The sequence below is a fragment of the Pseudodesulfovibrio mercurii genome (genome assembly GCF_000189295.2).
Taxonomy (GTDB): domain Bacteria; phylum Desulfobacterota; class Desulfovibrionia; order Desulfovibrionales; family Desulfovibrionaceae; genus Pseudodesulfovibrio; species Pseudodesulfovibrio mercurii.
On the sequence record NC_016803.1, the window covers coordinates 1,080,556 to 1,105,147 of the forward strand.

Below are 24,592 nucleotides of genomic sequence, written 5' to 3' on the forward strand. Positions count from 1 at the left end.
CACACCCATGGAGGTTTGTTGAATGTCTATCGAAGTGCTCGCGTTAATCGCGCTGCTGCCCATTCTGGTGGCGCTTGTTCTGATGGTCGGTCTGCGCTGGCCCGCCACCAAAGCCATGCCCCTGGCCTGGCTGACCGCGGCGGTCGGCGGCATCCTGGCCTGGAAACTGCCCGTCGCCTACGTCGCCGCCCTGACCCTGCAGGGCTTCGTGACGGCCATCGGTATTTTGATCATCGTTTTCGGTGCGATCCTGATCCTGCGCACCCTGCAGCATTCCGGCGGCATGGAGACCATCCAGCACGGCATGCAGAACATCACCCCCGACCGGCGCATCCAGGCCATCATCATCGGCTACATGTTCGCCGCCTTCATCGAAGGCGCGGCCGGTTTCGGCACTCCCGCCGCCCTGGCCGCCCCGCTGCTGCTCTCCCTGGGCTTCCCGCCCCTGGCCGCAGCCATCATCTGCCTGGTCTTCAACTCCTTCCCCGTGACCTTCGGCGCGGTCGGCACCCCGGTCGTCCTGGGCCTCAAGTTCCTGGCCCCCAGCGTCGACGCCGCGGTCAAGGCGGGCGTCCCCGGCCTGAACTTCGCCAACATGGGCGACTTCAACCTGGTCGTCGGCCAGTGGGCCACTCTCATGCACCTGGGCATGATCTTCATCCTGCCCATCTTCATGCTCGGCTTCATCACCCGCTTCTTCGGCCCCGAGCGCAGCTGGAAGCCCGGCTTCGCCGCCTGGAAGTTCTGCATCTTCGCCGCCGTGGCCTTCACCATTCCCTACCTGATCTTCGCCTGGAACGTCGGTCCCGAGTTCCCGTCCCTGATCGGTGGTCTGGTCGGCCTGGGCATCATCATCGTCGGCGCCAAGAAGGGCTTCTGCATGCCCAAGACCAGCTGGGACTTCGGTAGTCCGGCCAAGTGGGATCCCGAGTGGACCGGTTCCGTGTCCTCCGACGGCACCGAGTTCAAGGCGCACATGAGCCAGTTCAAGGCCTGGTTGCCCTACATCCTCATCGGCCTCATCCTGGTCGTGACCCGCATCCCCGAGCTCGGCCTCAAGGGCCTGCTCGCCGGTCAGGCCATCAAGTTCAGCAACATCCTCGGCTTCAAGTCCGTCAATGCCTCCATCGCGTACCTGTATCTGCCCGGCACCATTCCGTTCACCCTGGTCGCCCTGCTGACCGTGTGGATTCACGGCATGCCCGGCGAGAAGGTCAAGCTGGCCTGGACCCAGGCCTTCAAGACCATGAAGAATCCGACCATCGCCCTGTTCGCATCGGTGGCCCTGGTCTCCATCTTCCGCGGCTCCGGCATCGTCGACGCTGCTCTGAACCCGAACAACTACCCGTCCATGCCTCTGGCCATGGCCAAGGCCGTCGCCGCCATCACCGGCAACGCCTGGCCCATGTTCGCCTCGTTCGTGGGCGGTCTGGGCGCGTTCATCACCGGTTCCAACACCGTGTCCGACCTGCTCTTCGCCGAGTTCCAGTGGGGCGTGGCCGCGCAGCTCGAACTGCCCCGCCAGGTCATCGTGGCCGCCCAGGCCGTCGGTGGCGCCATGGGCAACATGATCTGCATCCACAACATCGTCGCCGCCTGCGCCGTGGTCGGCCTGTCCGGCATGGAAGGTGCAATCCTGAGACGGACCGTATGGCCCTTCCTGCTGTACGGCGTCGTGGTCGGCATCGTGGCCTCGCTGATGAGCTTCGTGTTCCTGCCCGGCCTGTTCTAAACAAGGAGATCGAAAGGGAGGCGGGCGAACCGCCCGCCTCCCCTTACCCGAACCGCCCAAGCGTGGAAGAACCTCAACCCCCAATACAACAAGCCCCGGCCCATATTTCCGGGGATCATCATTTTCTTAGGAGTCGATCATGACCAAAGAAGCGATTATCAAAGAATTCGAAGCCATAGTCGGTGCCGAAAACGTTATGACCGGCGAGACCGATCGTCACGCCTATTCCTATGACGCCGCCGTTCTCGACTCTGTCATGCCCGCCCTGGTGGTCCGTCCCCGGACCAGCGAGGCCCTGGGCGCCCTGACCAAACTGTGCAACGACAACGGCCTGCCCATGACCGTGCGCGGCTCGGGCACCAACCTGTCCGGCGGCACCATTCCCCATCCCGGCGGCGTGGTCGTGCTGACCAACGGCCTGAACCGCATCATCGAGATCAACGAGGCCGACATGTACGCCATCGTCGAGCCCGGCGTGGTCACCGCCCAGTTCGCGGCCGAAGTGGCCAAGCGCGGCCTGTTCTACCCGCCCGATCCGGGCTCCATGGCCGTGTCCACCCTGGGCGGCAACGTGGCCGAGAACGCCGGCGGCCTGCGCGGCCTGAAGTACGGCGTGACCAAGGACTACGTCATGGGCATGGAGTTCTGGGACGTCAACGGCGAACTGGTCAAGACCGGCTCCCGCACCGTCAAGTGCGTCACCGGCTACAACCTGGCCGGACTGATGGTCGCCTCCGAGGGCACGCTGGGCGTGTTCGACAAGATCATCCTCAAGCTCATTCCCCCGGCGCAGGCCGCCAAGTCCATGATGGCCGTGTTCCCGTCCATGAAGGCCGCCTCCGAGACCGTGGCCGCCATCATCGCCAACAAGATCGTCCCGGCCACCCTCGAGATGATGGACAACTTCACCATCCGCACGGTGGAGAACTTCCGCGGCGCGGGCCTGCCCGTGGACGCGGCCGCCCTGCTGCTCATCGAGGTGGACGGTCACCCCGCCCAGGTCGCGGACGAGGCCGCCATGGTCGAAAAGATCTGCAAGGAGAACGGGGCCACCGAGATGAAGGTCGCCAAGGACGCCGCCGAGCGCGACGCCGTCTGGCAGGCCCGCCGCGACGCCCTGCCCGCCCTGGCCAAGCTCAAGCCCACCTGCGTGCTCGAGGACGCCACCGTGCCGCGCTCCAAGATTCCGGCCATGATCGAGGCCCTGGAACAGATCGCCAAGGAACTGAACCTGACCATCGGCACCTTCGGCCACGCCGGCGACGGCAACCTGCACCCCACCATCCTGACCGACAAGCGCGACAAGGAAGAGTGGAAGCGCGTGGAAAAGGGCATCGACATGATCTTCGACAAGGCCCTGGCCATGGGCGGCACCCTTTCCGGCGAACACGGCATCGGCCTGGCCAAGTCCAAGTACCTGGCCCAGGAGACCTCCAAGGCCACCCTGGCCTACGCCCGCCGCATGAAGTCCGTTCTTGATCCCAAAGGCATCCTCAACCCCGATAAGATCGTCGGCGCCGAGTAGGTGACACCATGGCAGATATCCATAAACTCGCACAAATGTTCAAGGAACTGGACGACCAATTGGTCGGGTGCATGCGCTGCGGCATGTGCCAGGCGGTCTGTCCGATCTTCAAGATAAGCGGCAAGGAAGCCGACGTCACCCGCGGCAAGCTGGCCCTGCTCGACGGTCTGGCCTCCGAGATGCTCTCCGACCCGGAGGGCGTCAACGAGAAGCTCAACCGCTGCCTGCTCTGCGGCACCTGCCAGGCCAACTGCCCGTCCGGCGTGTCCGTCATGGACATCTTCCTCAAGGCCCGCGCGATCATGACCGGCTACTTCGGCCTGTCCCCGGCCAAGAAGGCCATCTTCCGCGGCCTGCTGAAGAACCCCAAGCTGTTCAACGCCCTGACCGAGATGGGCGCCAAGTTCCAGGGGGTCTTCACCAAGAAGGTGGACGACATGCTCGGATCGAGCTGCGCCCGGTTCAACGCGCCGATCATCGGCGACCGTCACTTCAGCTCCCTGGCCTCCAAGCCGTTCCACAAGATCGTCCCGGAGATGGACACCCCGGCCGGTTCGTCCGGGCTGCGCGTGGCCTTCTACGTGGGCTGCGTCATCGACAAGATCTACCCCCACGTGGGCGAGGCCATCCTCAAGGTCCTCAAGCACCACGGGGTGGGCGTGTTCATGCCGGCGGGCCAGGCCTGCTGCGGCATCCCTGTCCTGTCCAGCGGCGACAGCGACACCTTCGACACCCTGGTGGGCATGAACGTGGACCGGTTCAAGGGCGGGGAGTTCGACTACCTGGTCACCGGCTGCGCCTCCTGCACCTCGACCATCAAGGAACTGTGGCCCCACATGTACCATGGCGATTCCGCCAGGACCTACGACATCGGCGTGCTCCAACGGAAAACGATGGACATCAGCCAGTTCCTTGTGGATATTCTGAAGGTCGAGCCCAAGGCCCTTGCAGGCGGCAAGAGTGTGACCTACCATGACCCCTGTCACCTGAAGAACTCGCTGGGCATCACCGCCCAGCCCCGGACCCTGCTCAAGGCGGCCGGGTGCGAGTTCAAGGAGATGACCGACGCGGGAACCTGTTGCGGCTGCGGCGGCAGCTTCAACATCGCCCACTACGAGCTGTCCAAGGAAATCGGCAGCCGCAAGGCGGACAACATCATCGCGACCAAAACCCAGGTGGCTGCGACCAGCTGCCCGGCCTGCATGCTCCAGATCACGGACATGCTCTCTCAGAAAGGAGCCGACATGAGCGTCAAGCATGTCATTGAGCTCTATGCCGACTCCCTATAACGGATAACCAACGGCAAAACACAAGGAAAAGACCATGTCCAAGAACCTGTACGTGAGCGCCACCGAGGAGCGCAGCGGCAAATCCGCCGTGGTCCTCGGAGTCATGCAGATGCTCACGAGGGAACTCCACAACGTCGCCATCTTCCGGCCCATCATCAATGATCCGGGAGCGGGGAAAATGGACCACGACATCGCTCTGCTGATCGATCACTTCAAGCTGTCCATTCCCTATGAAGACACCTACGCCTACACCCTGAAGCAGACCCGCGAGTTGATCAACTCCGGCCAGCACGCCCTTGTGCTTGAGAACATTCTCAACAAGTACAAGACACTGGAAGAGCAGTACGACTTCGTGCTCTGCGAAGGAACCGACTTCAAGGGCAAGGACCCCGCCTTTGAATTCGATCTCAACGCGGACATCGCCGCCAACATCGGTGCCCCCATGCTGGTGGTTACGTCCGGTCGCGAGAAGGCCCCGGAGGAAGTGGTCAACATCACCCAGACCACCTTGGACACATTGGCGGAAAAGGGCGTGGACTCCCTGGCCTGCGTGGTCAACCGCGCGCCCGAGGGCATGACCGAAGAAATGGTCGGCCACATCGAGCGCAAGGGCGGCCAGGAGCCCATGCCCGTTTACGTCATCCCCGAAGAAGAAGCGCTGGGCAAACCCAGCATCAACGATGTCCGCCGCTGGCTCGGCGCCGACGTGCTCTACGGGCACTCCGGTCTCCAGGCCCTGGTGGACAACTACGTGGTCGCGGCCATGCAGATCGGCCACTTCCTCGAATACATCCGGCCCGGCAGCCTGATCATCACCCCGGGCGACCGCTCGGACATCATCCTGTCCAGCCTGGCCTCCCGCCTGTCCAGCTCCTACCCGGACATCGCGGGCATCGTCCTGACGGGCGGCCTGGACGTGTCGGTCAACGTGCACAAGCTCATCGAGGGCTGGACCGGCGTGCCGGTTCCGGTGCTGAGCTGCAAGGGCCACACCTACCAGACCGTGCAGGAACTCAACTCCCTGTACGGCCGCATCGAGGCGGACGACTACCAGCGCATCGCCACCGCGCTCGGCGGCTTCGCCCAGCACGTCAACGTCAACGAACTGCGTGACCGCGTGGTCGAAAAGCGTTCCACCAAGGTCACGCCCAAGATGTTCGAGTACTCGCTCATGGACAAGGCGTCCCGCTCGCCGCAGCGCATCGTCCTGCCCGAGGGCACCGAGGAGCGCATCCTGCGCGCCTCGGACATCATCCTGCGGCGCGGCGCGGCCCAGGTCATCCTGCTCGGCGACGAGAAGACCATCCGCGACAACGCCTCCAAGTACGGCGTGGACATCTCCGCCGCGCAGCTCATCGACCCGGCCAACTCCGACCTGCTCGACCCGTTCGCCGAGGAATACCTGGAGCTGCGCAAGCACAAGGGGCTGATCGCCGAACAGGCCTGGGACCGTATGTCCGATCCCACCTACTTCGGCACCATGATGGTCCACAAGGGCTTTGCCGACGGCATGGTCTCCGGGTCCATCAACACCACGGCCCACACCATCCGGCCCGCCTTCGAGTTCGTCAAGACCAAGCCGGGCATCTCCATCGTGTCGAGCGTCTTCCTCATGTGCCTCAAGGACCGCGTGCTGGTCTACGGCGACTGCGCCGTGAACCCCAACCCCAACGCGGGCCAGCTGGCCGAAATCGCCCTGGGCTCCGCCGAGACCGCCAGGATCTTCGGCGTGGAACCCCGCGTGGCCATGCTCTCCTACTCCACCGGCTCGTCCGGCAAGGGCGAGGACGTGGACAAGGTCATCGAGGCCACCAAGATCGCCCGTGAGCGCATGGTCGAGCGCGGCCTGAACTTCCCCATCGAGGGACCTATCCAGTACGACGCCGCCATCGATCCGGACGTGGCCCGCGTGAAGATGCCCGACTCCGACGTGGCCGGAAAGGCCACCGTGTTCATCTTCCCGGACCTGAACACCGGCAACAACACGTACAAGGCGGTGCAGCGTGCCGCCAACGCCGTGGCCATCGGCCCGGTGCTCCAGGGTCTGAACAAGCCGGTCAACGACCTCTCCCGTGGTTGCACCGTTCCCGATATCGTCAACACAGTCGCCATCACGGCCATCCAGGCCCAGGCGGAAAAAGGTGAATAGATGAAAATTCTCGTGATCAATTCAGGCAGTTCCTCCATCAAGTACCAACTGCTCGACATGGCCGACGAGTCCATCCTGGGCACCGGCCTTGTCGAGCGCATCGGAGAGGCCCAGGGGACCCTGACCCACAAGGCCCATCCCGGCACGGACGCCGAGGCCGTGGTCAAGCTGGAGCAGCCCATTCCCGATCACGGGGTGGGTCTGCAGCTGGCCATCGACCTGTTGAGCACGGGCGACAACGCGGTCTGCAACCGCGAGGAGATCGGCGCCGTGGGCCACCGCGTGGTGGCCGGCGGCCCGTTCAACGCCCCGGTGATCATCGAGGAGAGCATGTGGCCCGACCTGACCGAGACCGAACGGCTCGCGCCCCTGCACAACCCCGCCAACCTGGGCGGGGCCAAGGAGGCCGCCAAGCTCTTTCCCGGCGTGCCCCAGGTCCTGGTCTTTGACACCGCCTTCCACCAGACCATGCCGCCCCACGCGTACATGTATGCCATTCCCTACGAATACTACGAGAAGGACCGCATTCGCCGCTACGGCGCCCACGGCACCTCCCACAAGTACGTGGCAGGCGAGTGCGCCCGGCTCATGGGCAAGGCCGTGGAGGACATCAACCTGATCACCATCCACATGGGCAACGGCGCATCCATGGCCGCGGTCAAGAACGGCCGGTGCGTGGACACCTCCATGGGGTTGACCCCGCTGGAGGGGTTGGTCATGGGCACGCGCTGCGGCGACCTGGACCCGGCCGTGCACAACTACCTGGCCGTGAACCGGGGGCTGGACGTGGCCACCATCGACAACATCCTGCACAAGGAGTCCGGTCTCAAGGGACTGTGCGGCTACGGCGACATGCGCGACGTGCACGCGGCCGTGGACCGGGGCGATGAGCGCGCCAAGCTGGCCCTGGAGGTGCAGACCTACCGGACCCGCAAATACATCGGCGCCTACACGGCCGCGCTCGGCCATGTGGACGGCGTGGTCTTCACCGCCGGCATCGGCGAGAACGACGACATCGTCCGCGCCAAAACCATCGAGGGGCTGGAATCCTTCGGCATGAAGATCGACGTCGAAGCGAACGCGATCCGCTCCAAGGAAGCCCGCAAGATCAGCACCGCCGACAGCACGGTGGCGATCTGGGTCATTCCGACCAACGAGGAACTGGCCATCGCCCGCGAGGCCCTGGCGCTCGTCAAGTAACACGCCCCGTTGCGGGGGGCCCGCGGGCCCTGGGGACAAACATACATGGAGGTAGGTAGCATGCCTTCCAAGGAAGACCTGTACCAGACATTCGTGCAAAAGGCGGAGCTCGTCTCCGCCAAAGTCACCGGCATCGCCAACGAGGACGAGGCCATCAAATACGTCATCAACCTGTGTGGCGAGAAGGAGGCCTGCCAGCTGCTGATCAGCGGCTGCGAAGCCGACCTGTCCGACAAGGCCGAGGCCCTGTGCGAGACCAAGCAGAAAAAGGTCATCGCCGCGCCGGGCCTCAAGGCCGAACTGTACGAAAAGCTTGCCGCCCAGGCCGAGAAGGCCGGGTTCGAGTGCATCGACAAGGGCATGCGCGACCACCTGGCGGGCGTGGACATCGGCTTCACCTTCGCCGAGTACGGCATCGCCGACACCGGCACCCTGATGCTCGACTGTCCCGGCGAGGAGCTGCGCCTGGCCACCATGGTCAGCGAGTTCCACGTCTGCGTGCTGCCCAAGTCCAAGATCAAGGCCAACACCTACGCCGTGGAAAAGCTGATGCTGACGCGCATGAAGAAGACGCCGGACTACCTGGCCTTCATCACCGGCGCCAGCCGGACCGCCGACATCGAGCGCGTCCTGGCCCTGGGCGTCCACGGTCCCCTTGAACTGCACATCCTGATCCTGGAGGACTAGCCATGCAGAAAGCACACGACCTCAAAGAATACCGCGAGGAGCTGCGCGAGACCCTCGAAAACGACTTCCTGCGCACCACGCTGGACAACTTCGCCATCGCCTACCGCGCGGGCCGCGCCAACGCCTTCAAGGGCATGGACGTCAAGGGGCTGATCCGCGAGATCGCCGACTCCAAGGACGCCGCCGCCCAGCATGCCGACGCCCTGTACAAGGAGTTCAAGGAGAACGCCGAAGCGTCGGGCGTGCACGTGCACTTCGCCAAGGACGGCGACGAGGCCAACCGGATCATCACCAAGATCGCCCTGGACGCCAAGTGCAAGAAGATCGTCAAGTCCAAATCCATGACCGCCGAGGAGACGCTCCTCAACCATGACCTGGAGGACGCCGGGCTCGAAGTGACCGAGACCGACCTGGGCGAATGGATCATCCAGCTGCGCCATGAGGGTCCGTCCCACATGGTCATGCCCGCCATCCACCTGTCCCGTTTCCAGGTGGGCGACCTGTTCACCGAGGTGACCGGCAAGAAGCAGGACACCGAGATCGAGAAACTGGTCAAGGTGGCCCGCCGCGAGCTGCGCCAGAAGTACGTCGAGGCCGACATGGGCATCTCCGGGGCCAACTTCGCCATCGCCGAGACCGGCTCCATCGGCATCGTCACCAACGAGGGCAACGCCCGCCTGGTGACCACCCTGCCCAGGGTCCACGTGGCCCTGATGGGCATCGACAAGCTCCTGCCGAGCCTGCACGACGCCCTGCGCATCCTCAAGGTCCTGCCGCGCAACGCCACCGGCCAGCAGATCACCTCCTACGTGACCTGGATCACCGGCAACAACGAATGCCTGGCGGCCGAGGACGGCAGGAAGGAAATCCACTACGTGGTCCTGGACAACGGCCGGAGCGAGCTGATCAAGGATCCGCTCTTCTCCCAGGTCAACCGCTGCGTGCGCTGCGGCGCCTGCGCCAACGTCTGCCCGGTCTACCGGCTGGTCGGCGGCCACAAGATGGGCCACATCTACATCGGAGCCATCGGCCTGATCCTGACCTACTTCTTCCACGGCAAGGACAAGGCCAAGAACCTGGTCCAGAACTGCATCAACTGCGAGGCGTGCAAGGACGTCTGCGCGGGCGGCATCGACCTGCCGCGCCTGATCAAGGAGATCCACGCGCGCATCCAGGACGAGGACGGCCACCCGCTGCCCAGCTTCCTGCTCGGCAAGGTCCTGCGCAACCGCAAGCTGTTCCACACCCTGCTGCGCACCGCCAAGTGGGGCCAGAAGCCCGTGGCCGAAAAGGACGGATTCATCCGCCATCTGCCCATGATCTTCTCCAAGGAACAGGGCTTCCGCGCCCTGCCGACCATCGCCGAGACCCCGTTCCGCGACTGGTGGCAGGAGAACCGGCCCGAGGTCGAGAATCCCAAGTACCGCGTGGCCCTGTTCTCGGGCTGCGTGCAGGACTTCGTCTACCCCGAGCAGCTCCAGGCCGCCGTGGACGTGTTCGCGGCCAACGGCGTGGCCATGGAGTTCCCGGAAAAGCAGTCCTGCTGCGGCCTGCCCGTGCAGATGATGGGCGAGACCAAGGCCTCCCGCGACGTGGCCCAGCAGAACCTGCGCGCCTTCGAGCCGGACGCCTATGACTATATCGTCACCCTGTGCGCCTCCTGCGCCGCGCACCTCAAGCACAACTACCCGAAGCTGGTCATGGACAAGCCCGCGCTGAAGCTCCGCGCCGACAAGTTCTCGGCCAAGATCATCGACTACTCGTCCTTCGTCAACGATGTGCTCAAGGTGGACGCCGAGGGCTTTACGAAGACCGGGGAAAAGGCTACCTATCACGCGCCTTGCCACCTGTGTCGTGGTTTGGATGTGCACGAAGCGCCCCGCCAGCTCATCGAGAAGAGCGGCATGGAATACGTGGAGTGCGCCGAGGAAGAGGTCTGCTGCGGTTTCGGCGGCACCTTCTCCATGAAGTTCCCGGAGCTGTCGGCCGAGCTGCTCAAGAAGAAGCTCGACAACGTCGAGGCCACCGGGGCGGACACCCTGCTGACCGACTGCCCCGGCTGCATCATGCAGCTTCGAGGCGGCCTCAAGCGGCGGGGCTCCAAGATTCAGGTGAAGCACGTGGCCGAGGTCATGTCCAAAAACAAAAAATAACCGGCTTTGCCGTGAAATTTGAGGCTCTCCGAAGGTAAGGACCGCAATCCGTAGAAGCACCCACACCCTGCTTCCTCCTGAACGAACCGGCCTCAAACGGGTTCCCCGCCCTACCCACGGGCGGGGAACCCTCTCTTTTCAAAGCCCCCCACCGAGGGAAATCCATGTCCAACAAAACCCCCTTCTGCTTCAAACTGTCCGCCGGGCTCTACGGAGCCGCCCTACTCGTCTCGGCCGCTGTCTCCGCGGTCTGCTACTTCATTTTCGGTACGGCTTCCGTGAACATGCTCGCCGTGGCGGCCATGATCGCGGCCTTCACCCTGCTCGGCGTGGTCATCCTGTGGGCCCTGCACGGGGCCCTGGTCCGCCCGGCGGCCGTGCTCTCGGAGTTCACCGGTCACATGCTGGACGAGGAGTACGGCCTAGCAGACTCCGACGCCCTGGCCGCCGCCGTGCCGGGCCTCGGCGCCCAGGTGGGCGAGCTGGCCTCGCGCTACAAGGAGCGCCTGGGGTTCGCACGGTCCATCCTGCACGGCCTGCCCATCCCCTGCGCCATCGTGGACACGGACCAGCGGCTGACCTATCTGAACCGGGAATGCCTGAACATGCTCGGCTCCCGAGAGGCGCCCGAGGCCTTCTACGGCCGGATGATCTCCCAGATATTCTACAAGGACGACCGGCGCTCCAAGATCGCGGACTGCATGGCCGAGGACAAGCGCGACATGGACGTGGAGGCGGTCTTCAAGCACGCCGACGGCAGCGACATCAACGTGCTCATCAACCTCTTTCCCCTGCACGACGTGGAAGAACGGGTCATCGGCGGCTGCTGCCTGTACATGAACACCACCCAGCTCAAGCGCCACGAGCGGGAAATCCTCAACCAGAACGAACGGATCGCCACGGCCGCGGGCGAGGCCACGACCATCTCCGGAAAACTGGCCGAGGCCTCCCACCAGTTGGAACGCATGGTCGATCAGGCCCGGCAGGGCTCCCGCGAGCAGACGGACCGGACCACGGAGACCGCCGCCGCCATGGAGGAGATGAACGCCGCCGTGCTCGAGGTCGCCCGCTTCGCCCAGGAGGCGGCCGGAGACGCCCGCACGGCCAACGAGCAGGCCCGCGAGGGCGAGGCCGTGGTCGGCAAGGTCATCGAGGCCATCGACGAGGTCTCGCGCCACGCCTCCGGCCTGAAGCACTCCATGGAGCAGCTCGACCACCGGGCCGAAGAGATCGGCGTGGTCCTCGGGGTCATTGAGGACATCGCGGACCAGACCAACCTCCTGGCCCTGAACGCGGCCATCGAGGCGGCCCGCGCCGGAGAGGCCGGACGGGGCTTCGCCGTGGTGGCCGACGAGGTGCGCAAGCTGGCCGAAAAGACCATGCACGCCACCAGCGAGGTCCACTCGGCGGTCAAGGGCATCCAGGAAGTGGCCCGGGAAAACGTGCGGGCCACCCAGACCGCGGTGGAATCCGTGAATCGCAGCACCGAGCTGGCGGGCCGCTCGGGCGAGGCCTTGGCCTCCATCCTGTCCACCACGCAGGACACGGCCGACCAGGTGCACTCCATCGCGGCCGCCGCCGAGCAGCAGTCCTCGGCCAGCGAACAGATCAGCGCGGCCACCTCGGAGGTGACCCGGGTCTGCGGCGAGACCGACGACCTGATGGTCGAGGCGTCCAAGGCCATCGACCACCTGGCCGAACTGGCCGAACACCTGACCGCCGTGGTCGGCAACATGAAGTGATCCGGCCCCGCACGGCCAGATGAAGGAAATGGGAACCTTCCCCTCACAGCCCTGACAAAATCAGGCGATGAAGGCCGCTTCGCGGCGCAAGTCGGATGATTTCGCCTCCGGCGGGCAAGGACTCGCGCCCTTGCCCCCCCTTCTGCGCCTGCGGCGCAATGTTTCATCGCTACGCGGCTTTCAGCCGGCGAAAAGTCAACTATTTACGTCCCAAAGAAAAGCCCCCCTGGTCGAACCAGGGGGGCTTTTCTTCTCAAAAACAGCCTCGCAGCTATTTTACGGCGTCCTTCAGGACCTTGCCGGGCTTGAACTGGGCGACCTTGCAGGCCGGGATGTTCAAGGCGGTGCCGGTGCGGGGGTTGCGGCCGGTGCGGGCCTTGCGCTCGCTCACGCTGAAAGTGCCGAAGCCGGTCAAGGTCAGTTTGTTGCCGGCGGCCAGCTCGTCCTGGATGGTATCCAGGATGGCGTTCATGGAGGCCTCGGCCTGGGCTTTGGAAGTGCCGATCTTTTCAGCGATCTTGGCTACGAGTTCAGCTTTGGTCATAAAAAACTCCTATACTGGTTTATTGATACTATTTACATATGACACGCAATTACGTCTTCATGTCATACACGCTCACCGGGGACATGGGAAGCCTAAAAAGCGTTGCCCACGGAGAGTTCATACACAAAACCGGGAAGCTATGCCACCACTTCGGGCAACTTTCAACTGATAATATAACAGGTCGGGAAGTCCCCCTTGAGGGCCTCCATGACCCGCTCGGCCTGATCACGGGAAGGGAAGCTCCCGGCCTGGACAATGTGCAATACCCGACCGTCGCGGTCAACTACGGTGATGCTCGCCCCGCTGTATCCCTCGCCGAGCAGCCGCTGATGCACGCGCAGGGCGTTCTCGCGCACGGCAAACGCCCCGACGCGCACGTGATAGAGCCTGCCCGGCGCCTCGGCGAGCCGCGTGGGCACGATCTCCGTGGTCAGGGAGGTGACCCGGACCTTGGCCACCCCGGACTCCACGGTGCCGAGCTTTTTGGCCGCGCCGTAGGACAGGTCGAGGATGCGTTCGTTGACGAAGGGACCACGGTCGTTGATGGTCAGGACCACGCTGCGGTTGTTCTCCAGGTTGGTCACCCGGACCCGGCTGCCCAGGGGCAGGGTCTTGTGGGCCGCGGACACGCCGTACATGTTGTAGGTCTGCCCGTTGGCCGTCTTCCTGCCGTGGAAGTCCGCGCCGTACCAGGAGGCCAGGCCGATCTCGTCATAGCCGTCCGCGGACTGGAGCGGATAGTAGGTCCGGCCCAGGACCGTGTACGGTTTGGTCTTGGTATCCAATTGGCCGTTCTTGGTGGACGGCGTTGAATAGACGTGCTCCGGATAGGGGTTCATGGAACCGCACCCGGCCAGGGCGAACAGGATCGCAAGGGCGAACAGGGCTGTGCATCGACGCATGCTTCCTCCGTCGTCCCCAGGACAGGGTTCAGGCCCTGTCCGGGGGAACGGGAGTTTTTCTCAATTTTGTCTAGAAAACCCTAGAGGAAGTCCGGACAAAAAGCAATGGTCCCCATGCGGATCGTCGCGGCCCGTGGGGATTTCCGCCCGTCCGGCTCACGGCCGATGCACGTAGCGCGGCTTGACCATGTTCTCGGGCTTGAGGACATCGTCCAGTTCCTCGCGGCTGAGGTACCCCTTCTCCAGGACGATCTCGTACACGGAACCGCCCGTCTTCATTGCCTCCTTGGCGATCTCGGCGGACTTCTCGTAGCCCAGGTACGGGTTCAGGGCCGTGACCAGGCCGATGGAGTGTTCGACCATCTCGCGGCAGCGTTCGCGGTTGGCGGTGATGCCCGAGACGCACTTGTCGGCCAGGGTCAGGCAGGCCCGGCGGAGCATGTTCATGGACTGGAACAGGGAATAGCCGATGATCGGCTCCATGACGTTGAGCTCCAGCTGCCCGGCCTCGCAGGCCATGGTCACGGTCATGTCGTGGCCGATGACCGTGAAGGCCACCTGGTTGACCACCTCTGGGATGACAGGGTTGACCTTGCCCGGCATGATCGAGGAGCCGGGCTGCATGGGCGGCAGGTTGATCTCGTTCAGGCCGCAGCGCGGGCCGCTGGAAAGCAGGCGCAGGTCGTTGCAGATCTTGGACAGCTTCACGGCCGCCCGCTTGAGCACGCCGGACAGCTGGACATAGGCCCCGGTGTCCTGGGTGGCCTCCACCAGGTCCGGGGAGGAGATGAGCTGAAGCGTGGTCAGCTGGACCAGCTTTTCCGTGACCGTGCGGGCGTAGTCCGGGTGGGAGTTGAGCCCGGTGCCGATGGCCGTGGCCCCCATGTTGATCTCGTGGACCAGGGCCTGGGCCTCGTTCAGCCGCTGCATGTCCTCGCCGATGGTCACGGCCCAGGCCGTGAACTCCTGGCCGAGCGTCATGGGCACGGCGTCCTGAAGCTGGGTCCGGCCCATCTTGATGACGTCGGCGAACTCCTCGCCCTTGCGCCGGAAGGCCTTGCGCAGGTAGTCCATGGCGTCGATCAGCTCGCGGATGTCCAGAATCAGGGCGATGTTCAGGGCCGACGGATAGACGTCGTTGGTGGACTGGGACATGTTCACGTGGTTGAGGGGGTGGAGGTGTTCGTATTCCCCCTTGGCGTGGCCCAGAAGCTCCAGGGCGCGATTGCAGACCACCTCGTTCGTGTTCATGTTGGCCGAGGTGCCCGCCCCGCCCTGGACCACGTCCACCACGAACTGGTCGTGCAGCCTGCCGTCCAGGATCTCCTCGCAGGCCCGGCAGATGGCCCGGCTCTTGTCCTCGTCCAGCAGCCCCAGGGAGGCGTTGGCCTCGGCCGCGGCCATCTTGACGTAGGCCAGGGCGTTGATCATCCGGGGGTAGTGGGACATGGGGATGCCCGAGATATGAAAGTTGTCCAGGGCGCGCCGGGTCTGGACCCCGTAATAGGCATCCGCCGGAACGGCCACTTCGCCGAGGCTGTCGTGTTCCAACCGAATTTGCGTCATTGTCGTATTCTCCAGTGCGTGAAAGCGATGCGTTGTCGTCTTGATCAGTGAAAACGATGGGCGGACCAGTACTCCACATCCGGGCTGATCCGCAACATGCCCGTTTCCTGGGCCAGCTCGACCAGCAGGACGCAGGCGAACACCGCCACCAGGAGCCAGCCCAGCCGCCGTCTGGCCGAGCCGGGCCCGCCCTGGCGGATGAGCAGCACGCCGGGCAGCATGCCGAACAGGGTGCCCACGCCGAAGCCGCCGACCACGTTCAGGGCCTTGAGAAAGATGTCCGGATAGATCACGCCGATGCCCACGGGCGGGAGGAAGGCCAGAAACCAGACGAGCGGCCGGTTGTGCCCCCGCCTGCCCGCCACGTCACGGAGGAAGGCGAGCAGGGCCACGCCCGTGGCCGTGTACGAGGTGGTCATGGCCACCACGGCGAAGCCGATGGACGCGTCCACGAACCAGGTCGAGCGGATGAGCTGGTTGAGGGGCACGGTGGCGGGCACCCCGGCCTTGAAGGCCGCGATGATGGACACCCCGTCCGCCGACTCCATGGGCAGGGTGACCATGACGGCCACGGTCCACAGCAGGGTCATGAACGCGCCCAGGCCCGAGCCGAGCCAGATGGCCCGGGTGATGGCCCGGCGGTCGTGGTTCAGGGTGCGGCACAGGGTCGGAATGACGTTGTGAAAATTGAAGGCCGTGACCAGGATGGGCAAGCCCGAGGTCAGGAAGGTCAGGTCTCCGGCCAGGATGTCCGTCCGGCGGAAATGGGGCACGACCATGAACAGCAGCCCGCCGAAGAGCAGCCACATGACGGTCATGAGCAGGGCGTTGGACCGCCGGAGCAGCCCGCTGCCAAAGGAGGCCAGCAGCGTGGCCGCGCAGAAATAGAGGAGCAGCCAGCCCCACTCCGGGACGGCCGCGCCGAAGGAGCTGGCCGCCACCGAGGCGACCCCGGCCAGGTAGGCAGTGAGCAGCCCGTAGAGGATGACCAGGTTGGCGGCCACGGACAGCCACTTGCCCCAGGGGCCGAGCACGGCCTCGAAAAAGGTGGGCAGGTCCGCGTCCTCGTTCTCGCGCAGGAACGGCTGGCGGGCGATGATCAGCCCGGTGGAGGTCATGACCGCCCACATGGCCACGGAGGCCAGCACGGCGGGCAAAAGCCCCGAGGGGCCGAGGTTGACGGGCAGGGCCAGGATGCCCGCCCCGACCATGTTGCCGGTGACGATCAACGCCGTGGTGACCATCCTGCCGGTGGAGGGCGCGGTGTCTGGCATGGGGAACTCCGTTTGCGCAAGGTGAATGATGTTTGCGGCTTACTGTATCCTAACCGGCCCCGATTTCAACCCACTTTCTCGGCGCGACGCAAAATCTCCTCTTGCCAGCCTTCCCGCTTTCGGTTAACCGCTTCCCTGCGCACGTGCGCCTATTACTTATTATCGGAGAAACCATGAGCAACAAAGTATTCAACAGCGGACTTCGCAATATCGCCATCATCGCCCACGTCGATCATGGCAAGACCACCTTGGTGGACGCCATGTTCAAGCAGTCGGGCCTCTTCCGCGAGGGCCAGGACGTCAGCGAGCGCATCATGGACTCCATGGACCTTGAGCGGGAACGCGGCATCACCATCGCCGCCAAGAACTGCTCCGTCACCTGGAAGGGCACCAAGATCAACATCATCGACACCCCCGGCCACGCCGACTTCGGCGGCGAGGTGGAGCGCTCCCTGTCCATGGCCGACGGTGCCATCCTGCTGGTGGACGCCTCCGAAGGCCCCCTGCCCCAGACCCGGTTCGTGCTCAAGAAGGCCCTGGAGCAGCATCTTTCCCTGATGGTGGTCATCAACAAGGTCGACCGCCAGGACGCCCGCCCGGCCGAGGTGCTCAACGAAATCTACGACCTGTTCATCGATCTGGACGCCAAGGAGGAACAGCTCGACTTCCCCCTGCTCTACGCCATCGGCCGCGACGGCATCGCCATGGAGTCCCCGGACGAGCGCGGCGAGAACCTGCACATCCTCCTCGACATGATCGTGGAGCACGTGCCCGGTCCCGAGCACGACCCGGACGAGCCGTTCCAGATGCTCGTCTCCGACCTGTCCTACTCCGACTACCTGGGCCGCCTGGCCATCGGCAAGGTCCACCACGGCGCGGCCAAGTCCAATGACCAGCTCCTGTGCATCGCCGACGGCGGCCGGACCGTGCCGCTGAAGGTCACCAAGCTGCAGACCTACGACGGCCTCCAGGTGGTCCCCACCGAGACCTGCGAGCCCGGCGACATCATCGTCATCGCGGGCATCGAGGACGTGCACATCGGCGACACCATCTGCACCAAGGAGGACCCCAGGGCCCTGCCGCGCATCACCGTGGACGAACCCACCGTGTCCATGCGCTTCGGAATCAACACCTCGCCCCTGGCGGGCCAGGAGGGCAAGCTGGTCCAGACCAACAAGATTCGCGAGCGGCTCTACAAGGAGACCCTGCTCAACGTGGCCATCCAGGTGGAGGACACCGACGGCCGCGACGCCTACCTGGTCAAGGGACGCGGCGAGTTCCAGATGGCCATCCTGGTGGAGCAGATGCGCCGCGAGGGCTTCGAGCTCTCCGTGGGCCGTCCCGAGGTCATCTTCAAGTACGACGAGGGCCGGAAGCTCGAGCCCATCGAGCACCTCTATGTGGACTGCGACGAGTCCTTCATGGGCATCGTCACCGAGAAGATCCAGGTCCGCAAGGGCCGCATGACCAACATGGTCAACCACGGCACCGGCCGCGTGCGCCTCGAATTCTCGGTCCCGGCCCGGGCGCTCATCGGCTACCGCGACGAATTCCTGACCGACACCAAGGGCACGGGCATCATGAACTCCTACCTCGAGGGGTACGGCGACTACCGGGGCGAGTTCACCTCCCGGTACACCGGCTCCCTGGTCTCGGACCGCTCGGGCAAGGCCGTGGCCTATGGCCTGTTCAACCTGGAGCCGCGCGGCCGCATCTTCGTGGTCCCCGGCGACCCGGTCTACGAGGGCATGATCATCGGCGAACACAACCGGGAGAACGACATCAACGTCAACCCGGCCAAGGAAAAGAAGCTGACCAACATGCGCGCATCGGGCAAGGACGAAGCCGTTGTCCTGACCCCGGTCAAGCCCATGACCCTGGAATACGCCCTGAACTTCATCAAGGACGACGAGGAGGTCGAAGTCACCCCCGTGTCCATCCGGCTGCGCAAATCCGAGCTCTCGGCCCTGGTGCGGCATCGTGAGGAAGGGAAGAAGAAAAAGGGCAAGGAAAACGACTAAACCTGGCATAACGCCAACAGGAAAGGCTGCGTTTCGACGCAGCCTTTTTTTGTGCCGCAGCCTTGGGTTGGAATGACCCAAAACCGCTTTTCCGATGCCAAGATGACTCAATAGCGTACTTTAATGGTATGTTTTCATAGGACATATTGACACATTGTTCATAGGTGAGCATAATGGAAAAACCATGCGTACAGTACTGCTTTTCAATCTTTCAAGGAGAGTGAACATGTCTCACCGTCTTACCGTTATCATCGCTTCCCTGGCCATGGCCCTGGTGCTGGTCCTGGCTCCGGGCGCCCAGGCGGAACCCTCGGGCAAACTGATCATCTTCCATGCGGGCTCCCTGTCCGTGCCCTTCGCCGCCATCGAAAAGAATTTCGAGGCCAAGTACCCCAAGGTGGACGTCCTGCGCGAGGCCGGCGGGTCCACCAAGATGGCCCGGCTGATTTCCGAGGTGGGCAAGCCCGCCGACATCATGGCCTCGGCCGACTACGTGGTCATCGACAAGAACCTGATCCCCAAGTTCGCCTCCTGGAACGCCCGCTTCGCCTCCAACCAGATGGTCCTGTGCTACACCGACCAGTCCAAGTTCGCGAACGAGATCAACGGCGACAACTGGGCCGACATCCTGTTGCGCAAGGGCGTGGTCTGGGGCCACTCCGATCCCAACCTGGACCCCTGCGGCTATCGCTCCCTGATGGTCCTGCAGCTGGCCGAGAAGTTCTACAAGCGCGCCGGGCTGTATGACCAGCTCCTGGCCAACCGGCCCGAGAAGAACGTCCGGCCCAAGTCCGTGGAGCTGATCTCCCTGCTCCAGTCCGGGCACATGGACTACGCCTGGGAATACCTGTCCGTGGCCGTGCAGCACAACCTCAAGTACGTCACCCTGGACAACCACCTGAACCTCGGCGACTTCGACATGAACGCCTTCTACGCCACCGCCCGGGTCAAGGTAACCGGCAAGGAGCCCGGCACCTTCATCGAGCGCGTGGGCGCGTCTATCACCTACGGCATCACCCAGATCGACAAGGCCCCGAATCCCGAGGCCGCCGAAGCCTTCCTGGCCTACCTGTTCGATCCCGAGGGCGGGCTGAAGATCCTCAAGGAGATGGGCCAGCCGCCGTTCGCGCCGGTCCAGGTCACCGCCAAGGGCATGGAAAAGATGCCCGCTTCCCTCAAGGCCCTGGCCACCGTCTCCGAATAACCCATGCCTGAAACGACCATCCGGGGAGGGAACGACTTCATGCGGTCCCTCCCCGGCCGCATATTCCACGGGTGGATGCTCGCCTCGGCGGCATTGGTGCTGCTGTTCATCGGCATCCCCATGCTGACCACCTTGGCGGGCCCCACCTGGGAAATTTTCGTCAAGACCCTGGGCGACACCGAGGTTCTGAAGTCGGTCTGGCTGTCCATGTCCACCTCGGCCACGGCCTCGGCCATCGCCTTTGTCTTCGGCACCCCGCTCGCCTTCCTGCTGGCGCGCAACGAGTTTCCCGGCAAGAAGGTGGTCGAGAGCCTGGTGGACCTGCCGATCATGATCCCCCACCCGGTGGTGGGCATCGCCCTGCTCGGCCTGACCAGCCCGAATACGTGGTTCGGCAACCTGCTGCAATCCTTGGGCATCGAAATCATGGGCACGACCACGGGCATCGTGGCCGTGCTCGTCTTCGTGGGCATCCCCTTCTACGTCAACGCGGCCAAGTCGGGCATGGAGTCCATCCCCCGGCGGCTCGAAAACGTCTCGCGCTCCCTGGGAGCCGGAGCGGGCGCCACCTTTTTCCGCATCACCCTGCCCCTGTGCTGGCGCTACATGCTGGTCGGCATGATCATGTGCATGGCCCGCGCCCTGTCCGAGTTCGGGGCCATCATCATCGTGGCCTACCACCCCATGGTCGCCCCGGTGCTCATGTACGAGCGGTTCACGGCCTACGGCCTCAAGTATTCCCAGCCCGTGGCCGTCATCCTCATCCTGGTCAGCATGCTCTTCTTCCTGCTGCTCAGGACCCTGTCGCTGCCCAAGGGGAAGAACGCGTGATCCGCCTGACCGACCTGACCATCCGTTTTCCGGGATTCACCCTGGACCATATCTCCCTGCACGTGCGGCGGGGGGAATTTTTCGCCCTGATGGGCTCCACGGGCTCGGGCAAGACCCTGGTCCTGGAGAGCGTGGCCGGACTGACCAAACCCAGCGGCGGCACCGTGCGCGTCGGCGGCCGCGACGTGACCCGCCTGCCCCCGGAGGAGCGCAACGTCAGCCTGGTCTACCAGGACCACGCCCTGTTTCCGCACCTGACCGTGCTGCAAAACGTCATGTACGGCCAGCGCTACCACGGCATCGCCAAGGAGGAAGGCCGACGCCAGGCCCGCGAGCTGCTCGACACCCTGGGGTTGTCGCGCCTGGAGAACCGGCGTCCCGAGCACCTGTCCGGCGGCGAGAAGCAACGCACGGCCCTGGCCCGCGCCCTGGCCTGCGGCCCGGACGTGATCCTGCTGGACGAGCCCCTGTCCTCCCTGGACCCGCAGTTCCGGGGCGAACTCCGGCGGACCCTCAAGCACGTGCACGAGACCACGGGCACGACCTTCCTGATGGTCACCCACGACTTCGCCGACGCCATGATCCTGGCCGAGCGCGGGGCGGTCATCAAGGACGGCCGCCTGCACCAGCAGGACACGGTGGCCAACATCTTCCGTCGCCCGGCCACGCCGTTCACCGCCTCCTTCGTGGGCATGACCAACGTGTTCCCGGCCCGTTACGCACAGGGCTGCTGCACCTTCGCGGGCCACGCTTTCGAGGGACTGCCCGAACTGCCCGCCTGGCAGACCGGGTTCGCGGCCCTGCGGCCCGAGGACGTGTTTGTGGGAAGCGCCGGGGATTTTCCCGAGGGCTGGCGGATATTGCGGGGAACCGTGGAACGGGTGGAGCGCGAGGGGTTCACCTGGACCGCCGTGGTCCACTGCGGCGACCAGACCCTGACCGCCCTGGTGGACCGACACATGGTCCTCAGCCGGGGGCTGGAAAGCGGCTCCACCGTGACCCTCGGCTTTGCCGGGGAACACCTCCACCACATGCCCGAGAACGACTAGGTCCGGCCCTTCCGCCCTATCCCCGACTCTGCACGGTGATGTAGAGCATCAGCCCGCCCATGGTCAGCCCGATGCCGAGCCAGCCCATGAGGCCGGGCAGGACGTGTCCCAGCAGGATGGCCTCGCCCGCCAGGGAAAAAACCACCTCCATGGACTGGGTGCAGTCGGCCGCGGCCAGCTCGGCCGTGGACCCGGCCGTGTGCCGGGCCACCAGGAACAGGCTAGTGGCGACCACGCCCGAACAGGCCGCCACGACGGCGGTCTGGATGAGCTGCCCCGTGGACGGGGGCGGCGGCGCGGTGAAGGCGATGAGCGCAAACCACAGGGGCAGTGAGCCCAGGGTCAGGAGCAGGACCCGGCAGAAGGGATCGTCCATGGCCGGATGGTCGATGTGCGGCACGAAGGATTTCTCGCCCCGCCTCGCCTCCCAGACCAGCTGGTTGCCGAAGGGATAGGCGAAGGCCGCCACGAGCACGGGCAAAGCCCCGAAGAGCACGTCGCGCAGCCCGGATTGTGTGGCCTGCTCCAGGTTGATCAGGACCACGCCCACGAAGATGAGCACGGTCAGGGCCAGGGCCTTGAGCGGCACCCGCCGCCCGAAACCGAGCAGGACCAGGGGTGCGGCCAGGATGGTCGTCTGCCAGGTGGCCGCCACCACCCAGCCCGGCGCGAACACCGAGCTGAAGGTCAGCAGGGCGTAAAAAACCCCGAAGCCGATGGACCCGGCCACGGTCCAGAAGGCCCAGTGCCGGACGAACAGGCGCAGCGACTCCGAGGCCAGTCGCCCCTTGCCCGTGGCCGCCAGCCAGCCCAGGAGCATGACCAGCATCCAGAAATAACGCAGGGACGCGGACCAGACCCAGTGCCCGCCCTCAAGGCTCATGGCCCGGTTGAGCACGAAGGTGGACGAAAAGAAGAGCGCGGCGAGCACGCCGAGAAGGATGATGCGGAACATGAACGGCTACGGGAGAAACAGGTAGATGATCGCGCTGGCCATGATCACGCCGAACAGGATCAGTTCGGGGACCACGTAGAGGTCGCCGGAATCGAAGCCCAGCTCCTTTTCAAGCCGGTAATACCGCCAGCCCGCGAAGATGACCAGCACCGGGCCGCCCACGAAGGCGAACTTGCCCAGCCAGCCCAGCTCGGTGAGCACCCGGACGGGCACGCTCAGCTTCTGGTAGGCCACGAAGGCGTCCACCTTCTCAAGCAGGAAGCCGAAGGTCATGAAGGCCAGGGCCGTGCGGCACCAGGCCAAAAAGGTCCGCCGGTTGGCCAGGCGCGTGCGGTTCACGGCCAGGGCGTTGCGCTCCCTGGCCAGCACGTTGCGCTCAAGGGCCAGCCGCTCCCGTTCCGTGACGTCGTCGTTGGTCTCGCTCATCCGTTTCCTCCGCCCCTCCCCCTAGCAGAATCCCGCCCGCTTGTCGCCCGTCATGAAGTTGACTTTACCGAACCAACCGGTAGTATCGACATATTCCTAGAACTTTTACCGGGCCGGAACCGATCATGGAACTCCCCTTCGTCAAGCAATCCACCCGCGACTATTACCGCGCCTGCCGGGACAAGGGGTTGTCCCTGTTCGACTTCATCCACGGCTACGTCTACGCCCGCTGGTGCTACCACTACATCGGCCTGGCCGGGGACAGGAATCCCTGGTGGCGCTGGTTGTGGGTGCCGCTGGTCTTCATCATCGACCGCGTCCACCCGTTCAACGAGACCGACGCCCACCGCTCCGGCGACCCGAACCAGACCAAGGCCACCTGGAGCGACGCCTACCACGGCAAGCCCCTGCCCCTGAACGAGGCCACCAAGCTCATCCGCCTGGACCGTCCGGTGAACACCGTGCTCCCGGAGACCGTCCTGCCCTATACCCGCGCCCGCGAGATCATCCTGAACAACCCGGAAAGGATCACCCTCATGGAGTGCCCCTGCCGGGCGGGCATGAAGAACCCGTGCACGCCCCTGGACGTCTGCCTGATCGTGGGCGACCCCTTCGCCTCCTTCATCCTCGAACACCACCCGGACAAGACGCGGACCATCAGCGCCGACGAGGCCCTGGCCATCGTCCGGGCCGAGCAGGCGCGCGGCCACGTGACCCACGCCTTTTTCAAGGACGTGGCCCTCGGCCGGTTCTTCGCCATCTGCAACTTCTGCGCCTGCTGCTGCGGAGCCATGAAGGCCCACGCCATGGGCATTCCCATGCTCTGTTCCTCGGGGTATCTGGCCCAGGTCGATCAGGATTTGTGCACCAAATGCGGCACCTGCGCGCAGAAGTGCCAGTTCAAGGCCATCGGCTTCGACAAGAACGGGGCGTTTGTCCGCGAGGATCGGTGCATGGGCTGCGGGGTGTGTACCTTGTCGTGTTCGAAGGACGCCATCTCATTGCGGCTGGCGCCCGAGAAGGGAGAGCCGCTTCTCGTGGACAGGTTGTCGTAGAGCCGAGCCGCATTGGGGCCTGCGGCCCCTCACTCCAAAGAACAGCGCCTGCGGCGCTGCGCTGAAGCACGCTCCTGCGGCGCGAGAGCCGGGATGGAGCTGCGCTCCACCCTCCGAGAGCCGTCGTGCGGGCTGCGCCCGCACATTGCTCCATGCCCTCCCGGCGGGGTCCATTTTTTTGCCGGCCCAAAAAAATGGACGAAAAAAATGGCCTTGCGGGGGACGCGGCCGCCTGGGGAGCGTTCGCAAGAATCCGATCCGCTCGGGGCGGCTCCATCTGATCAAAAG

Annotated in this window: 19 protein-coding genes; 13 read left to right on the plus strand and 6 right to left on the minus strand. The window is 64.7% G+C overall.

The features are described 5' to 3' along the window. Positions 1-22 precede the first annotated feature (22 nt). The 8 genes from DND132_RS05085 (at position 23) to DND132_RS05120 (ending at position 12,477) form a co-directional block, all read left to right on the plus strand. Entirely contained in the window at positions 23-1,732 is a 1,710-nt protein-coding gene (locus DND132_RS05085) for an L-lactate permease (RefSeq protein WP_014321634.1), read from the plus strand. 139 nt (positions 1,733-1,871) lie between these two features. Then, on the plus strand, positions 1,872-3,257 hold the full coding sequence (locus DND132_RS05090; RefSeq protein ID WP_014321635.1) for an FAD-binding oxidoreductase: 1,386 nt from the start codon (positions 1,872-1,874) through the stop codon (positions 3,255-3,257). 8 nt (positions 3,258-3,265) lie between these two features. After that, positions 3,266-4,546, plus strand: coding sequence for a (Fe-S)-binding protein (locus DND132_RS05095; RefSeq protein ID WP_014321636.1), 1,281 nt, complete (start codon positions 3,266-3,268; stop codon positions 4,544-4,546). A gap of 34 nt (positions 4,547-4,580) precedes the next feature. Then, on the plus strand, positions 4,581-6,695 hold the full coding sequence (pta, locus tag DND132_RS05100) for a phosphate acetyltransferase (protein ID WP_014321637.1): 2,115 nt from the start codon (positions 4,581-4,583) through the stop codon (positions 6,693-6,695). After that, positions 6,696-7,895 (plus strand): acetate/propionate family kinase, encoded by a 1,200-nt coding sequence (locus DND132_RS05105; RefSeq protein ID WP_014321638.1) that lies wholly within the window; start codon positions 6,696-6,698, stop codon positions 7,893-7,895. Positions 7,896-7,955: 60 nt separating this feature from the next. Then, on the plus strand, positions 7,956-8,582 hold the full coding sequence (locus tag DND132_RS05110; protein ID WP_014321639.1) for a LutC/YkgG family protein: 627 nt from the start codon (positions 7,956-7,958) through the stop codon (positions 8,580-8,582). A gap of 2 nt (positions 8,583-8,584) precedes the next feature. Continuing rightward, on the plus strand, positions 8,585-10,735 hold the full coding sequence (gene ldhH, locus DND132_RS05115; RefSeq protein ID WP_014321640.1) for an L-lactate dehydrogenase (quinone) large subunit LdhH: 2,151 nt from the start codon (positions 8,585-8,587) through the stop codon (positions 10,733-10,735). A 164-nt stretch (positions 10,736-10,899) separates the two neighbouring features. After that, on the plus strand, positions 10,900-12,477 hold the full coding sequence (locus tag DND132_RS05120) for a methyl-accepting chemotaxis protein (protein ID WP_014321641.1): 1,578 nt from the start codon (positions 10,900-10,902) through the stop codon (positions 12,475-12,477). 271 nt (positions 12,478-12,748) lie between these two features. On the opposite strand, the gene DND132_RS05125 is transcribed toward DND132_RS05120, so the two are convergent. The 4 genes from DND132_RS05125 to DND132_RS05140 form a co-directional block, all read right to left on the minus strand. Next, positions 12,749-13,021 (minus strand): HU family DNA-binding protein, encoded by a 273-nt coding sequence (locus DND132_RS05125; protein ID WP_014321642.1) that lies wholly within the window; start codon positions 13,019-13,021, stop codon positions 12,749-12,751. A gap of 161 nt (positions 13,022-13,182) precedes the next feature. Then, positions 13,183-13,923 (minus strand): septal ring lytic transglycosylase RlpA family protein, encoded by a 741-nt coding sequence (locus tag DND132_RS05130; RefSeq protein ID WP_014321643.1) that lies wholly within the window; start codon positions 13,921-13,923, stop codon positions 13,183-13,185. A gap of 156 nt (positions 13,924-14,079) precedes the next feature. Then, the gene (gene aspA / locus DND132_RS05135; protein ID WP_014321644.1) at positions 14,080-15,489 is read right to left on the minus strand and encodes an aspartate ammonia-lyase; all 1,410 of its coding nucleotides are present in this window, start codon (positions 15,487-15,489) and stop codon (positions 14,080-14,082) included. A 44-nt stretch (positions 15,490-15,533) separates the two neighbouring features. Next, positions 15,534-16,763 carry an aromatic amino acid transport family protein gene (locus tag DND132_RS05140; protein ID WP_014321645.1) on the minus strand — a complete coding sequence of 410 codons (1,230 nt, stop codon included), beginning with the start codon at positions 16,761-16,763 and terminating at the stop codon, positions 15,534-15,536. Between the two features lie 173 nt (positions 16,764-16,936). Between DND132_RS05140 and typA the strand changes: the two genes are divergently transcribed. From typA to DND132_RS05160, 4 genes are all read left to right on the plus strand, one after another. After that, positions 16,937-18,784, plus strand: a complete 1,848-nt coding sequence (typA, locus tag DND132_RS05145) for a translational GTPase TypA (protein WP_014321646.1) — start codon at positions 16,937-16,939, stop codon at positions 18,782-18,784. 226 nt (positions 18,785-19,010) lie between these two features. Next, on the plus strand, positions 19,011-19,988 hold the full coding sequence (wtpA, locus tag DND132_RS05150; protein WP_014321647.1) for a tungstate ABC transporter substrate-binding protein WtpA: 978 nt from the start codon (positions 19,011-19,013) through the stop codon (positions 19,986-19,988). 3 nt (positions 19,989-19,991) lie between these two features. Then, entirely contained in the window at positions 19,992-20,819 is an 828-nt protein-coding gene (locus tag DND132_RS05155) for an ABC transporter permease (protein WP_238528330.1), read from the plus strand. After that, a complete protein-coding gene (locus DND132_RS05160; RefSeq protein WP_014321649.1) occupies positions 20,816-21,868 on the plus strand; it encodes an ABC transporter ATP-binding protein in 1,053 nt (350 codons plus the stop codon). Before DND132_RS05155 ends, DND132_RS05160 begins: the two co-directional genes overlap by 4 nt. A gap of 16 nt (positions 21,869-21,884) precedes the next feature. On the opposite strand, the gene DND132_RS05165 is transcribed toward DND132_RS05160, so the two are convergent. Next, on the minus strand, positions 21,885-22,823 hold the full coding sequence (locus DND132_RS05165; RefSeq protein WP_014321650.1) for a DMT family transporter: 939 nt from the start codon (positions 22,821-22,823) through the stop codon (positions 21,885-21,887). Positions 22,824-22,829: 6 nt separating this feature from the next. Continuing rightward, entirely contained in the window at positions 22,830-23,249 is a 420-nt protein-coding gene (locus DND132_RS17530; RefSeq protein WP_014321651.1) for a YidH family protein, read from the minus strand. Positions 23,250-23,374: 125 nt separating this feature from the next. Here DND132_RS17530 and DND132_RS05175 point away from each other — a divergent pair, with 125 nt between their 5' ends. After that, a complete protein-coding gene (locus DND132_RS05175; RefSeq protein WP_014321652.1) occupies positions 23,375-24,304 on the plus strand; it encodes a 4Fe-4S binding protein in 930 nt (309 codons plus the stop codon). Positions 24,305-24,592: the final 288 nt, after the last annotated feature.

Coding starts and splice junctions, on each gene's coding strand:
- DND132_RS05120 (WP_014321641.1), top strand. CDS start 10,900: ATGTCCAACAAAACCCCCTTCTGCTTCAAACTGTCCGCCGGGCTCTAC.
- DND132_RS05105 (WP_014321638.1), top strand. CDS start 6,696: ATGAAAATTCTCGTGATCAATTCAGGCAGTTCCTCCATCAAGTACCAA.
- DND132_RS05090 (WP_014321635.1), top strand. CDS start 1,872: ATGACCAAAGAAGCGATTATCAAAGAATTCGAAGCCATAGTCGGTGCC.
- DND132_RS05110 (WP_014321639.1), top strand. CDS start 7,956: ATGCCTTCCAAGGAAGACCTGTACCAGACATTCGTGCAAAAGGCGGAG.
- DND132_RS05175 (WP_014321652.1), top strand. CDS start 23,375: ATGGAACTCCCCTTCGTCAAGCAATCCACCCGCGACTATTACCGCGCC.
- ldhH (WP_014321640.1), top strand. CDS start 8,585: ATGCAGAAAGCACACGACCTCAAAGAATACCGCGAGGAGCTGCGCGAG.
- typA (WP_014321646.1), top strand. CDS start 16,937: ATGAGCAACAAAGTATTCAACAGCGGACTTCGCAATATCGCCATCATC.
- DND132_RS05130 (WP_014321643.1), bottom strand. CDS start 13,923: ATGCGTCGATGCACAGCCCTGTTCGCCCTTGCGATCCTGTTCGCCCTG.
- DND132_RS05125 (WP_014321642.1), bottom strand. CDS start 13,021: ATGACCAAAGCTGAACTCGTAGCCAAGATCGCTGAAAAGATCGGCACT.
- aspA (WP_014321644.1), bottom strand. CDS start 15,489: ATGACGCAAATTCGGTTGGAACACGACAGCCTCGGCGAAGTGGCCGTT.
- wtpA (WP_014321647.1), top strand. CDS start 19,011: ATGTCTCACCGTCTTACCGTTATCATCGCTTCCCTGGCCATGGCCCTG.
- DND132_RS05165 (WP_014321650.1), bottom strand. CDS start 22,823: ATGTTCCGCATCATCCTTCTCGGCGTGCTCGCCGCGCTCTTCTTTTCG.
- DND132_RS17530 (WP_014321651.1), bottom strand. CDS start 23,249: ATGAGCGAGACCAACGACGACGTCACGGAACGGGAGCGGCTGGCCCTT.
- DND132_RS05155 (WP_238528330.1), top strand. CDS start 19,992: ATGCCTGAAACGACCATCCGGGGAGGGAACGACTTCATGCGGTCCCTC.
- DND132_RS05140 (WP_014321645.1), bottom strand. CDS start 16,763: ATGCCAGACACCGCGCCCTCCACCGGCAGGATGGTCACCACGGCGTTG.
- DND132_RS05085 (WP_014321634.1), top strand. CDS start 23: ATGTCTATCGAAGTGCTCGCGTTAATCGCGCTGCTGCCCATTCTGGTG.
- pta (WP_014321637.1), top strand. CDS start 4,581: ATGTCCAAGAACCTGTACGTGAGCGCCACCGAGGAGCGCAGCGGCAAA.
- DND132_RS05095 (WP_014321636.1), top strand. CDS start 3,266: ATGGCAGATATCCATAAACTCGCACAAATGTTCAAGGAACTGGACGAC.